The 11890-nt window shown below is 73.1% G+C and carries 11 protein-coding genes; 7 read left to right on the top strand and 4 right to left on the bottom strand.

Annotation, left to right across the window (positions count from 1 at the left end):
- Positions 1–7 precede the first annotated feature (7 nt).
- From IF99_RS0106665 to fabF, 3 genes are all read left to right on the top strand, one after another.
- Positions 8–1009: a ketoacyl-ACP synthase III gene (locus tag IF99_RS0106665; RefSeq protein ID WP_030995411.1), complete on the top strand. Its 1002-nt coding sequence runs from the start codon at positions 8–10 to the stop codon at positions 1007–1009.
- 132 nt (positions 1010–1141) lie between these two features.
- Complete coding sequence (locus IF99_RS0106660; protein ID WP_008748219.1) at positions 1142–1390, top strand: acyl carrier protein; 249 nt, start codon at positions 1142–1144, stop codon at positions 1388–1390.
- A 174-nt stretch (positions 1391–1564) separates the two neighbouring features.
- Positions 1565–2830 carry a beta-ketoacyl-ACP synthase II gene (fabF, locus tag IF99_RS0106655; RefSeq protein WP_030995410.1) on the top strand — a complete coding sequence of 422 codons (1266 nt, stop codon included), beginning with the start codon at positions 1565–1567 and terminating at the stop codon, positions 2828–2830.
- Positions 2831–2991: 161 nt separating this feature from the next.
- Here the strand turns inward: fabF and IF99_RS0106650 are convergent, their stop codons facing one another.
- On the bottom strand, positions 2992–3543 hold the full coding sequence (locus IF99_RS0106650) for a DUF3145 domain-containing protein (protein ID WP_051703394.1): 552 nt from the start codon (positions 3541–3543) through the stop codon (positions 2992–2994).
- A gap of 276 nt (positions 3544–3819) precedes the next feature.
- Between IF99_RS0106650 and IF99_RS0106645 the strand changes: the two genes are divergently transcribed.
- On the top strand, positions 3820–4806 hold the full coding sequence (locus IF99_RS0106645) for an SGNH/GDSL hydrolase family protein (protein WP_030995408.1): 987 nt from the start codon (positions 3820–3822) through the stop codon (positions 4804–4806).
- 103 nt (positions 4807–4909) lie between these two features.
- On the opposite strand, the gene IF99_RS0106640 is transcribed toward IF99_RS0106645, so the two are convergent.
- Positions 4910–7414 (bottom strand): glycoside hydrolase family 3 protein, encoded by a 2505-nt coding sequence (locus tag IF99_RS0106640; protein WP_030995407.1) that lies wholly within the window; start codon positions 7412–7414, stop codon positions 4910–4912.
- A 237-nt stretch (positions 7415–7651) separates the two neighbouring features.
- Here IF99_RS0106640 and IF99_RS0106635 point away from each other — a divergent pair, with 237 nt between their 5' ends.
- A complete protein-coding gene (locus tag IF99_RS0106635) occupies positions 7652–8227 on the top strand; it encodes a TetR/AcrR family transcriptional regulator (RefSeq protein WP_030995406.1) in 576 nt (191 codons plus the stop codon).
- A gap of 168 nt (positions 8228–8395) precedes the next feature.
- On the opposite strand, the gene IF99_RS0106630 is transcribed toward IF99_RS0106635, so the two are convergent.
- Both IF99_RS0106630 and IF99_RS0106625 read right to left on the bottom strand, forming a co-directional pair.
- Positions 8396–9181: an EI24 domain-containing protein gene (locus tag IF99_RS0106630; RefSeq protein WP_030995405.1), complete on the bottom strand. Its 786-nt coding sequence runs from the start codon at positions 9179–9181 to the stop codon at positions 8396–8398.
- A 180-nt stretch (positions 9182–9361) separates the two neighbouring features.
- Positions 9362–10378 (bottom strand): NADP-dependent oxidoreductase, encoded by a 1017-nt coding sequence (locus IF99_RS0106625; protein ID WP_030995404.1) that lies wholly within the window; start codon positions 10376–10378, stop codon positions 9362–9364.
- Positions 10379–10472: 94 nt separating this feature from the next.
- Between IF99_RS0106625 and IF99_RS0106620 the strand changes: the two genes are divergently transcribed.
- Both IF99_RS0106620 and IF99_RS0106615 read left to right on the top strand, forming a co-directional pair.
- Complete coding sequence (locus IF99_RS0106620; RefSeq protein ID WP_051703393.1) at positions 10473–10949, top strand: MarR family winged helix-turn-helix transcriptional regulator; 477 nt, start codon at positions 10473–10475, stop codon at positions 10947–10949.
- 40 nt (positions 10950–10989) lie between these two features.
- Positions 10990–11598 (top strand): hypothetical protein, encoded by a 609-nt coding sequence (locus IF99_RS0106615; RefSeq protein WP_030995402.1) that lies wholly within the window; start codon positions 10990–10992, stop codon positions 11596–11598.
- Positions 11599–11890 lie beyond the last annotated feature (292 nt).

The following is an 11890-nucleotide window of genomic DNA, read 5'->3' as shown; positions in this document are numbered from 1 at the left end:
CCGTCAGATGTCGAAGATAAAGCCCGCCAAGGGTGCCCCCTACGCGCGCATCCTGGGCGTCGGCGGCTACCGGCCCCACCGCGTCGTCCCCAATGACGTCATCCTGGAGACGATCGACTCCTCGGACGAGTGGATCCGTTCGCGCTCGGGCATCGAGAGCCGGCACTGGGCGGGCCCCGACGAGACCGTGACCGCGATGTCGGTGGAGGCGGGCGGCAAGGCCCTCGCCGACGCCGGTATCACGCCCGAGCAGGTCGGCGCGGTCGTCGTCTCGACCGTCTCGCACTTCAAGCAGACCCCGGCCGTCGCCACGGAGATCGCCGACAAGCTCGGCTGCGGCAAGCCCGCCGCCTTCGACATCTCGGCGGGCTGCGCCGGCTTCGGCTACGCGCTCACGCTGGCCAAGGGCATGGTCGTCGAGGGCAGCGCCGAGTACGTGCTCGTCCTCGGCGTGGAGCGGCTCTCCGACCTCACCGACCTGGAGGACCGTGCGACGGCCTTCCTCTTCGGCGACGGTGCCGGCGCGGTCGTCGTGGGGCCCTCGCAGGAGGTCGCGATAGGCCCGACCATCTGGGGCTCCGAGGGCGACAAGGCCGAGGTCATCAAGCAGACCGTGCCGTGGACGGACTACCGCTCCGGCGAGGTCGCACGCTTCCCGGCCATCACCCAGGAGGGCCAGGCGGTCTTCCGCTGGGCCGTCTTCGAGATGGCGAAGGTCGCCCAGCAGGCGCTGGACGCCGCCGGGATCACCCCGGAGGACCTGGACGTCTTCATCCCGCACCAGGCCAATATGCGGATCATCGACTCGATGGTGAAGACCCTGAAGCTGCCGGAGCACGTCCAGGTCGCACGCGATGTCGCGACCACCGGCAACACCTCGGCCGCCTCCATCCCGCTCGCCATGGAGCGGATGCTGGCGACCGGCCAGGCGAAGAGCGGCGACACCGCGCTTCTCATCGGCTTCGGGGCGGGTCTCGTGTTCGCCGCGACGGTCGTTACCCTCCCCTAGGCGCACCATCCGGCCGCGTCCGCGCGTGTTCCCGCTGCTCAACCCGGGCGACGGAGCGCGACACGGGCCGGCCGGAGGGGCGCCACCGCTGGAATCCCCGTAACAATTCCCCTCAACGAATGGAGCGCCGACATGGCCGCCACTCAGGAAGAGATCGTCGCCGGTCTCGCCGAGATCGTGAACGAGATCGCCGGTATCCCGGTCGAGGACGTCCAGCTGGACAAGTCCTTCACCGATGACCTGGATGTCGACTCGCTGTCCATGGTCGAGGTCGTCGTCGCCGCCGAGGAGCGCTTCGACGTCAAGATCCCCGACGACGACGTCAAGAACCTCAAGACCGTCGGCGACGCCGCCGATTACATCCTCAAGCACCAGAGCTGATCTCGTGCTCCGGTCCCGGTCCGCGTCCTCGGGCGCGGGCCGGGACCGGGCCCGGTCGTTCGGTGCCCGGGGCATCGCGCCACGCACCCTCGTGCCGTGATGGCCCACCCTGTGTGACTGCCGCCGCCCGGCGGTGGCGCCGCAATCCCTCGTATCCGTGGAGAAGGAATTCCTGTGAGCCCGACCAATCGCACCGTGGTCGTCACCGGTATCGGCGCAACCACACCGCTGGGTGGCGACGCGAAGTCGACCTGGGACGGCCTGCTCGCCGGCCGTTCCGGTGTCCGCGCCCTCACCGAGGAGTGGGCCGAGCAGCTGCCGGTCAGGATCGCCGCACGTGTCCTCGTCGAGCCCGGCGAGATCCTGCCCCGTCCGCAGGCGCGGAAACTGGACCGCTCGGCCCAGTTCGCGCTCATCGCGGCCGAAGAGGCATGGAAGGACGCCGGTTTCACCGCCAAGGCCGGTGAGGACGCCTCCGTCGACCCGGACCGCCTCGGCGCCGTGATCGCTTCCGGCATCGGCGGCGTGACGACCCTTCTGGACCAGTACGACGTGCTGAAGGAGAAGGGCGTACGCCGCGTCTCCCCGCACACCGTGCCGATGCTCATGCCCAACGGGCCCGCCGCCAACGTGGGGCTCGCCGTCAACGCCCGCGCCGGGGTGCACACCCCCGTCTCGGCCTGTGCCTCGGGCGCCGAGGCGATCGGCTACGGGATCGAGATGATCCGTACGGGCCGCGCCGACATCGTCGTCGCGGGCGGCACGGAGGCGGCGATCCACCCGCTGCCCATCGCCGCCTTCGCCAACATGATGGCGATGTCCAAGAACAACGAGGACCCCGAGGGCGCCTCACGTCCCTTCGACACGGCCCGTGACGGCTTCGTGCTCGGCGAGGGCGCCGGTGTCGTGGTCCTGGAGTCCGCCGAGCACGCCGCGAAGCGCGGTGCCACGGTCTACGCCGAGGCGCTGGGCCAGGGCATCTCGGCCGACAGCCACCACATCACTGCCCCCGAGCCCTCCGGCGAGGGCATCGCCCGCGCCCTGGAGAACCTGCTCTCCTCGACCGGGCTCGACCCGGCCGAGATCGTGTACGCCAACGCGCACGCGACCTCGACGCCGCTGGGCGACGCCGGTGAGATCAAGGCCCTCTCGAAGGTCTTCGGGCCCGAGCTGGAGCACATCGCGATCTCCTCGACCAAGTCGATGACCGGGCACCTCCTCGGGGGCGCGGGCGGCATCGAGTCCGTCGCGACGATCCTCTCCGTGAAGAACCGGACGGCCCCCCCGACGATCAACATCGCCGAGCTGGACCCGGAGATCAGCGCGGACATCATCCGCGACGAGTCCCGCGCGCTTCCGGCGGAGGGCCCCATCGTGGCGCTCAACGACTCCTTCGGCTTCGGCGGCCACAACGTGGTCCTGGCGTTCCGCAGCGTGTGAGTCACCGTCTGGGGGCCGGCACCTTGCGGTGCCGGCCCCCAGACGTCTGTCCGGGACCCGCCGAAAGGTCAAGCCCCGCCAAGGACCAGGCCCCTGCGGCGTTTGAGGAGCGGGACGTGGGGCGGAGCCCCGCGAAGCCCCGCGAAGCCCCCGGCCCCGGCTCACACCACCTGGTGGAGCCACCGCACCGGCGCTCCCTCCCCCGCGTAGCGGAACGGCTCCAGCTCGTCGTCCCACGGCTTCCCGAGCAGCTTGTGGACCTCGTCCGCGAGCACGCTCTCACCGGCCCCCGCCCGCGCCACGGCGGCCCGCAGCCGGTCCTCCGGGATGAGGATGTCCCCGTGCACGCCGGTGACCGCGTGGAAGATCCCCAGGTCCGGCGTCGCGCTGTACCGCTCGCCCTCGACGCCCGGCGTCGGCTCGGACGTCACCTCGAAGCGCAGAAGCTGCCAGCCCCGCAGCGCTGAGGCGAGCTTGGAGGCGGTGCCGGTCTCGGCCTGCCAGGAGAACTCGGCGCGCCAGGTGCCCGGCGCGGCGGGCTGTCTGATCCAGTCGAGGCTGACCCGCACGCCGAGCACGTTCGCCACGGCCCATTCGACGTGCGGGCACAGCGCGCGCGGTGCGGAGTGCACGTACAGGACTCCACGTGTCGTCGTCACCGGTACCTCCTGTGGGGGACGAGGTGCCAGACCCCTCGCGCCCGTGCCGAGCATTCTTCCCAAATGGGACAGAAGTGACGTGATGCAATGTAGCCGACCGGGAACAGCGGGCCGTCACCGGGCCGGGGCGGTCGCCGTGCCGGCCCCGCCGGAACCCGCCGGGGCGTGACATGCGCCGCCTCGGGCAAAACTACCCTGCGGGAACGCCCCTGGTGTGACGTACCGTCGACCTCAGCACTACGAGCACCTGGCTTTCACCCGCCAGGGCGCCCGGCGAGGCGCCGGGGCGCACGCCCCCGGGTCCGGCGTGCCGAAGGAAGGAGCCCGCGTATGCGGAAGGTGGCCACGGCGGTACGAGTCCTGCGCGCGCTCCCCCGCGCACACCGCGCGCTCCCCCGCACGGGTGCGCCGCTCCCCCGTCCGCGTGCCGCGCTCCCCCGTACCGGCCGCCGCACCGGCCGTGTCCTCGCGGGCGCCGGTACGGCCGCCCTGCTCGCCCTGCTGCCCGCCTGCTCGGGTTCCTCGGGCCGGCCGGGCCCGCCCGGCGAGGTGATGAGCACACCGCCCGCGACCGGCTGGGACCGGCATCCCTCATCCGTGGCGGCCGTGGGCGACTCGATCACGCGCGGCTTCGACGCCTGCTCCGTGCTCGCCGACTGCCCCGCCGTGTCGTGGTCCACGGGAACCGAGAAGGACGTGGACTCGCTGGCGTGGCGGCTGCTCGGCGGCAAGGACGTCGAGGACCACGCGTGGAACCTCGCGAAGTCGGGCGCCCGGGTGGAGGCGCTGCCCGAGCAGATGAAGGCCGCGGCGAAGCACCGTCCCGCCCTGGTGACGGTCCTCATCGGCGCGAACGACGCGTGCCGCTCCACCGTGGACGCGATGACGCCCGTGGCCGAGTACCGCGCGGACATCGAGAAGGCGCTCGACACGCTGCATGAGCGGGCGCCGGACGCGCGCGTGTACTTCTCCAGCATCCCGGACCTCAAGCGGCTGTGGGAGCTGGGGCGCACGAGCGACCTCGGCAAGGAGGTGTGGAAGCTCGGCATCTGCCCGTCGATGCTGAGCGACCCGGACGCGCTCGACAAGGCGGCGACGGAGCGCAGGGACAAGGTCGAGCAGCGCGTGAACGAGTACAACAAGGCCGTCCAGGAGATCTGCGCGAAGGACAAGCTGTGCAGGGACGACGGCGGCGCGGCGAACGCGACCCGTTTCACGGCGGGCCAGCTGAGCCGCTGGGACTGGTTCCACCCGAGCCGCGCGGGTCAGGCGACGCTGGCGCGGATCGCCTACGAGCGGATCACGGCCTCCGGCTGAGCCCGCCCGGGGACAGCCCCGGGACGGGCGCGGGAGCAGGGGGCCGCCCCCGGGAGCGGTCAGGCACTCCCGGGGGCGGCCGGTCCGTGTGCGGCGCCGGGCGTCAGCCCTTCCGTACTGCCGCGGCGACCCGCAGGTCCCGCACGGAGCGCCCGGCCTCGACGCCGTAGTCCCCCGGTACGAGGTGCCACGCGCCACGCGCCTCGTCCCAGATCTCGAAGGCGCGGCGCGCGACCCGCACGACGGCCTCGGCGCTCTCGCCGGGGGCCGCCTCGACCTGCGCGAAGCCCGCGAGCCAGCGCGCCGGACGCTCGGTGGCGGGGCTCGTGCCGGGCTCGGTGGGGGCGAGGTACACCTGCACGGTCTCCCGGCCCGTCCGGCTGCCGCTGTTGCGGACCCGCACGGTGACGGTGAGTCCGTCCTCGGGGGCGGGCTCGACGGTGACGGACTCGTACGTCCAGTCGGTGTAGCCGAGGCCGTGCCCGAAGGGGTAGGCGGGGGTGCGGTCCGCCCGCTCCCAGGCGCGGTAGCCGATGAGGACGCCCTCGGTGTACTCCAGCTTCCCGTCCGTCGGCGTCGTGTTGACGACGGGGGCGTCCTCCAGGACGGCCGGCCACGTGGTGGGCAGGCGCCCGCCGGGCTCGGCGGCGCCGGTGAGGACGTCGGCGAGCGCGGCGCCGCCCTCCTGGCCGGGGAACCAGCTCAGGAGCACGGCGGCGACGTCGTCGCGCCAGGGCATCTCGACGGGCGAGCCCGCGTTGACGACGACGACCGTACGGGGGTTGGCGGCGGCGACCGCGCGGACGAGGTCGTCCTGACGGCCCGGCAGCCGGAGGTCGGCGCGGTCGAAGCCCTCGGACTCGACGCGCTCGGTCGTCGCGACGACCACGACGGCGGTGTCGGCGGCCCGCGCGGCCTCGGCGGCGCGGGCGATCAGCTCGTCGGGGTCGTGCACGGGGTTCTGGTGCAGGACGGTGAAGCCGACCGCCTGGATGGGCAGGCCCTCGGGCTTGGCGACGGTGTGGAAGACGCTCAGTTCGACGGGCTCGCCCGCGGTCAGTTCCAGGCGCCCGCGCTCGGTGGGCTGGCCGAAGAACGCCTCGAAGGGGTCGCTCGCCGCGCTCATCTCGACAAGGCCGTCGAACAGCTCGCGGCCCGCGACGGCGACCTTGAAGCCGCCGATGCCGCGCGTGCCGAAGACGTGCTCGCCGCTCTCGCGCGGCGTGAAGGTCCCGGTGACCTCAATGGAGTGCAGGGTGTCGTACGTGACGCCGTCGGGCAGGTCGCTGCCCATCCACTGGATGTGGCCGCTCGCGAGCGGGACGTTCGCGAGGACCTCGCCCGCCTCGTCGCGGCACACGGCGCGCAGGGCGAAACCCTGGCCCGCCACGTCGAGTTCGTTGTTCGGGTCGGCACCGACCTCGTACGAGAGGGCGCCCTCGGGGAGCGCGGCGCGCAGGCCGTCGAGCGGCGAGACGACGTGCGCGGGGAAGACGGTCGCCGAGCCGCCGCCGAGGACGCGCGCCTCGCGGGCCGCGGCGCCGCTGAGGGCGACGCGGGTGCCGGGGGCGAGCGGGAGGGCGGCGTCCTCGTTGCGGACCAGGACGAAGGAGCGCGCCGCGAGTTCGCGCGCGAACGCCTCGCCGTCGATCTCGGCGGGGAGCGCGGCGGCGGGGACGACGGGCTCGGTCGTCTTCAGGGCCCCGGTGCGGGCGGCGAGGAGTAGGACACGGCGTACCGCGGCGTCCACGACGCTCTCCTCGACGTCGCCCGCGCGCACGGCGGCGGCCAGGTTCTCGCCGTAGACGGTCTTCGGGCCGGGCATCGCGAGGTCGAGGCCGCCGTGGGCGTCGGCGACGGTGTCGCGCGCGGCGGTCCAGTCGGAGACGTTGACGCCGTCGAAGCCCCATTCGCCGCGCAGGACCTCGTTGACGAGGTACCGGTGCTCGGTCATCGTCGTGCCGTTGACCCTGTTGTAGGCGGTCATGATGCCCCAGGGGTGGGCGTTCGCGACGATGGCGTCGAAGGGGGCCAGGTACAGCTCGCGCAGCGGGCGCGGGGCGATGCGGTTGTCCACGGTGAAGCGGTCGGTCTCCGCGTCGTTGCCGACGAAGTGCTTGACGGTCGTACCGACGCCGCCGGACTGCACGCCGCGCACGTAGCCGGTGCCGATCGCCCCGGTGAGGTACGGGTCCTCGCTGTACGCCTCGAAGTGGCGCCCGCCGAGCGGCGAGCGGTGCAGGTTGACCGTGGGCGCGAGCAGCACGTGGACGCCCTTGCGGCGGGCCTCCTGGGCGAGCACCTGTCCGGCGCGGACGGCGATCTCGGGCGCCCAGGTGGCGCCGAGAGCGGTCGGGGACGGGAGCGCGAGCGAGGGGTCCTCGCTGGTGGAGCGCACACCGCGTACGCCGATGGGGCCGTCCGAGACGACGAGCGAGTCGAGGCCGATCTCCGGGATCGCGGGCAGCGACCAGAAGTCCTGCCCGGCGAGCAGCCGGGTCTTCGTGTCGAGGTCGAGCCGCGCGAGGGCGGTCTCGACGGCGGCCTCGTGGGCGGCTTGCTGTTCGGGGGTGACCTGGGGCTCGGGTCGGGTGGACGCACCTGTCACGGCCGTACTCCTCGTGGTCGCTGTCTGCCGGCTGCGGGGGCCGCGCCCCCGGGTCGGTGGGAGCGCGCACTCATCTTGCACCCGCGACCTGTAGACCGGTAGGGGACGTTATTTTTACGTGACATAGCGATGCCGTACGGTCCTGCTGGAGCGGGATTCCCGGGCCGGGCAGGGGCCCGGCGGGCGAGAGTTCCCGGGCCGGTCACCGGCGCGGCGGGCGAGAGGGGTGCACGGCGGATGGTCAGGGCCAAGGGCGAGGAGCGGCGCGCGGAGATCCTGCGGGCGACGCTGGAGGTGATCGCGGAGCGCGGCTACCGGGGGGCGACGCTCGGCGCGGTCGCGGAGCGCGTGGGGCTGACGCAGCAGGGGCTGCTGCACTACTTCCCGACGAAGGAGGCGCTGCTCGTCGCGCTGCTCGCCGAGCGGGACCAGTGGGACGCGATCCCGGGCGACTCCTGGCGCCTGGACCTGCTCTCCTCGCTCGTGGACTACAACGCGATGCGCCCGGGGGTCGTGCAGACCTTCAGCGCGCTGCTCGGCGAGAGCGTGACGGACGCGCACCCGGCGCGGGATTTCTTCACGCGGCGGTACGTGGTGGTGCGGGGCAACATGACCTCCGTCCTGCGCACGGCGTACGGCGAGCGGCTGCCGAGCGGCCTGACGCCGGAGCAGGCCGGGACCTTGATGGTCGCGGTCATGGACGGCCTCCAGTACCAGTGGCTCCTGGACCCCGAGGCCGTGGACATGAGCGCCGCGTTCCGCGACTTCCTGCGCCTCCTGGAGGGCGCGGACGCGGACCGGCCGAGGGCCTGAGCCGCCACGCCGGGCGGTGGTCGCGCCGGGGTTCCGCCCCGCGCGGTACTGACCGCCCCTGACGCGTACCGGGCGGCAAGGCGGAGTACGCCGCCTCCGGACCGTCCGCGCGGCGGGTGAGGGATCCCGGCGGGGGCGGGACGTCCGCGCCGCTTCCGCGAGGTGTGCTCAGCGCGGCTCGACGGTGGGCCTCTCCTCGCCCGCGACCGCTTCCAGCGGTTCCCCCCGCAGGTCCCGCGCGAGCAGCGTGGCGCCCGCGACGGCTCCCGGCATGAGGAAGACCGCGACGACGGGGACGAGGAAGACGAGACCGAGCGGGACACCGAATCCCCAGGTCAGGCGCTTGCGGCCGCGGAGCAGCGCGAGTCGTTCGCGCAGGTCCACACGGCGGCGGGCGAGCGCGATCGAGGCGAGTTCCTCGGCGAGGAAGAACCCGGTGACGAAGAAGCCGATCACGGGGACGACCGTCTGCCCGACGAAGGGCAGGAACCCGGCCGCGAAGAGGCACACGCCCCAGATCGCGGCGCGCACGAGGATGCGGACGCCGTCCCGCACGGAGATCCAGATCTCACGCCCCAGGGAGAGCCCGGACTCGGTCGGGAAGCCGTCGATCTCGCGGTCGACCTCCTCGGAGAGCGCGTCGTAGAACGGCTGCCCGATCACGAGTGTGACGGCGGTGAAGCCCAGCACGCAGCCGAGGAGCACGAGCGCGAAGAGCACGACGGTGAGCGCGCCCCGGAAGAGCCCCTGCCACGGCGACTCCCAGTCGTCGGCGAACGGCGTGGCCCACGCGACGAGATCACCGCCCCACAGCGCGAGCGCGACGAGCACGGCGGCGTACAGGACGAGCGTGATGAGCCCCGGGAGCAGGGCCACGCCGTACCGCTTGCCGTGCCTGCCTGCCCAGCGCTGGCCTTCGACCAGGTACCGGAATCCGAGGGCGAGTTCACGCATGGCCGGACCCTACCGGGCGTGAGCACGCCGGGAGAAACCGAGGCGGGGGCGGATCTCCCGCGCCCGCCCGAAACGGGGGCCGACCCCGCACGCGCGGGGCGGGGGCCGACCCCGCATGCCCGGGGGCGGGCAGGCTTCGCCCGCCCGCCCCCGCCCCCGCCCTCGCCGGTCGGCGTCGTCTCACGTCAGGTCGACGATCATCTTCCCCGTGTTCTCGCCGCGCAGCAGGCCGAGGAACGCCTCGACGCCATTCTCGATGCCGTCGGCGAAGGTCTCGCGGTACTTCAGGCTGCCGTCGCGGACCCAGGCGGAGACCTCCTCGACGAACGCGCCCTGGAGGTCGGCGTGGTCCTGGACGAGCATGCCCTCCATGCGGATGCGCTTGCCGATGACCAGCCCGAGGTTGCGCGGGGCGGCCGGGGGCTCCGTGACGTTGTACTGCGCGATCATGCCGCAGATCGCGAAGCGCGCGTGCAGGTTGGCGCGGCTGATCGCGGCTTCGAGGTGGTCGGCGCCGACGTTGTCGAAGTAGACGTCGATACCGTCGGGCGCGGCCTCCTTGAGCTGGTCGGCGACGGGGCCGTTCTTGTAGTTGAAGGCGGCGTCGAAGCCGAGTTCGTCGACGAGCCAGGCGACCTTCTCGTCCGAGCCCGCCGAGCCGATGACGCGCGAGGCGCCCTTGAGCTTCGCGATCTGCCCCACCTCGCTGCCGACCGCGCCCGCCGCGCCGGAGACGAAGACCGCGTCGCCCTCCTTGAAGGCGGCGACGCGCAGCAGCCCGGCGTAGGCCGTCAGGCCCGTCATGCCGAGGACCCCGAGGTAGGCGGAGAGCGGCGCGGCGTCCGGGTCGACCTTCGTGGCGTGCTGGGCGGGGACGGAGGCGTACTCCCGCCAGCCCGCGAAGTGCAGCACGTAGTCGCCCTCGGCGAAGCCCTCCGCCTCCGAGGCGATGACCTGGCCGAGCGCGCCGCCCGTCATGGGCTCGTCGAGCGCGAAGGGCGGCGTGTACGACTTCACGTCGTTCATGCGCCCGCGCATGTACGGGTCGACCGAGAAGTACAGGTTGCGCACGAGCACCCGGCCCTCGGCGGGAGCGGGCACGGGGGCCTCGCGCAGCGCGAAGTCCTCGGGAACCGGCCAGCCCTGCGGGCGGCGGACGAGGTGCCAGGCGCGGCCGGACTCGGGAAGGGTGGTCATGCGGGGTGCCTCCTGCGGGGAATTTGTTTCATGAGCTGAAACAAACATGCGCATGAATATTTCACTATGTCAAGCACATCGGTACGATGAAGGCATGACACTCCCCGCCACAGCCCCGCGCGACCCCCTCACCCTGGAGGTGGTCCAGCTCATCGGCGCGGTCGTCGGGCGGTACCACGAGGAGTACGAGCGGGCCGCCGCGGCGCACGCGCTCACCGGGGCGCAGGCCCGGGTACTGAGCCTCCTGTCCCTCGGACCGCTCCCCATGCGCCGGCTCGCGCGGACGCTGAAGTGCGAGCCCTCGAACGTGACCGGGATCATCGACCGCCTGGAGACGCGCGGGCTCGTCGAGCGCCGCCCCGACCCCGACGACCGCCGGGTCAAGCTCGCGGCGTCGACGGACGAGGGCCTGCGGCTCGCGCGCAGCCTGCGCGACGGGCTCGACTTCGCGCGGGAGCCGCTCGCGGACCTGAGCCGGGAGGAGCGGCTCGTGCTGCGGGGGCTGCTGCGACGGATGCTGGGCGAGGACGCGGAGGCGCGGGGCGGGAGCGGGCCGGCGCGGGAAGACTGAGCCCGTCCCCGTACCGGCCCCTCACCACGACGGAGGCCCCGTGCCCTCCTTCACTCCCCTCGACCTCACCCTCGTCCTGCTGCGCCGTATGCAGGACTTCCACCCGGCGCTCGTCGAGCGCGCCCGCCGCGAGCTGGGCGCCGACGCCGCGCGGATGCGCGAGGCGAACCGGCGCTGGCAGGCGAGCGCGCACGGACGGTACGGGCGGGGCGAGGCCTCCCGTTACCGCGCCGCGCTCGGGGAACCGGAGGCGCGTGCCCGCGTGCGCCTCGGGGACCTGGAGTGCGAGGCGCTGCGCTGGCCGCTCCCGCTCTGGCCCGCGCTGCGCTTCGAGGTGCTGCTCGGCCCGGACGGGCGGGCCTGGAACGCCTGGCTCGTCCGGGCGCCGGGGCACCCCGCGCCCGTCCTGCGCGCCGCGGCCGATCTCGCCCCGTGGACCGCGACGGTGGACGAGGTCGCCGCCGCCTTCCCGCCCGCGCGCCCGCTGGAGGGCACGGCGCCGACGCGGACGCGGCTCCTGGTCGAGGTCCCCGAGGACGGGGGCACGGCCCCATACCTCGTCGATTTCACCTGGGGCCTGCTCCAGACCGCCACGCGCCGGTCCCCAAGGCACGAAGATTCGAACACCGGGCCGGACACTCGCCCGTAAAGGTGATCAATCCCGTTCAAGTTGCCTCGGGCTACCGGTACGTCAGATGCTTACGGGGCGCCAGCGACGGGATGCATACCGTTACCGGCGCCGGAGTCCCCGGCGGACATGTCCCTTTGCGCACCGGGGAGTTCGTTGTCCCAAGGACCCCTGCCACAGGGGTCCGCACGTCCCACGCAGTACCGAAAGAGAAGGCAGTAACACGATGAACCTCCTCACCGACATCCTCGCCGGCCTCATCCACGTCGTGGGCTGGCTCGTCTGACGTCACCCGTCAGGCACAGCGCGGCGC

The organism is Streptomyces sp. NRRL F-5630 (assembly GCF_000719475.1).
Taxonomy (GTDB): domain Bacteria; phylum Actinomycetota; class Actinomycetes; order Streptomycetales; family Streptomycetaceae; genus Streptomyces.
Note: the sequence above shows the minus strand (reverse complement) of the source record. Positions and strands in the feature narration are given on the sequence as shown.

Bases quoted from the DNA above. Each gene is read 5' to 3' on its own strand.
- IF99_RS0106650 (WP_051703394.1), bottom strand. From the start codon at position 3,543: ATGCTCGGCACGGGCGCGAGGGGTCTGGCACCTCGTCCCCCACAGGAG.
- IF99_RS0106645 (WP_030995408.1), top strand. From the start codon at position 3,820: ATGCGGAAGGTGGCCACGGCGGTACGAGTCCTGCGCGCGCTCCCCCGC.
- IF99_RS0106620 (WP_051703393.1), top strand. From the start codon at position 10,473: ATGACACTCCCCGCCACAGCCCCGCGCGACCCCCTCACCCTGGAGGTG.
- IF99_RS0106660 (WP_008748219.1), top strand. From the start codon at position 1,142: ATGGCCGCCACTCAGGAAGAGATCGTCGCCGGTCTCGCCGAGATCGTG.
- IF99_RS0106630 (WP_030995405.1), bottom strand. From the start codon at position 9,181: ATGCGTGAACTCGCCCTCGGATTCCGGTACCTGGTCGAAGGCCAGCGC.
- IF99_RS0106625 (WP_030995404.1), bottom strand. From the start codon at position 10,378: ATGACCACCCTTCCCGAGTCCGGCCGCGCCTGGCACCTCGTCCGCCGC.
- IF99_RS0106635 (WP_030995406.1), top strand. From the start codon at position 7,652: ATGGTCAGGGCCAAGGGCGAGGAGCGGCGCGCGGAGATCCTGCGGGCG.
- IF99_RS0106665 (WP_030995411.1), top strand. From the start codon at position 8: ATGTCGAAGATAAAGCCCGCCAAGGGTGCCCCCTACGCGCGCATCCTG.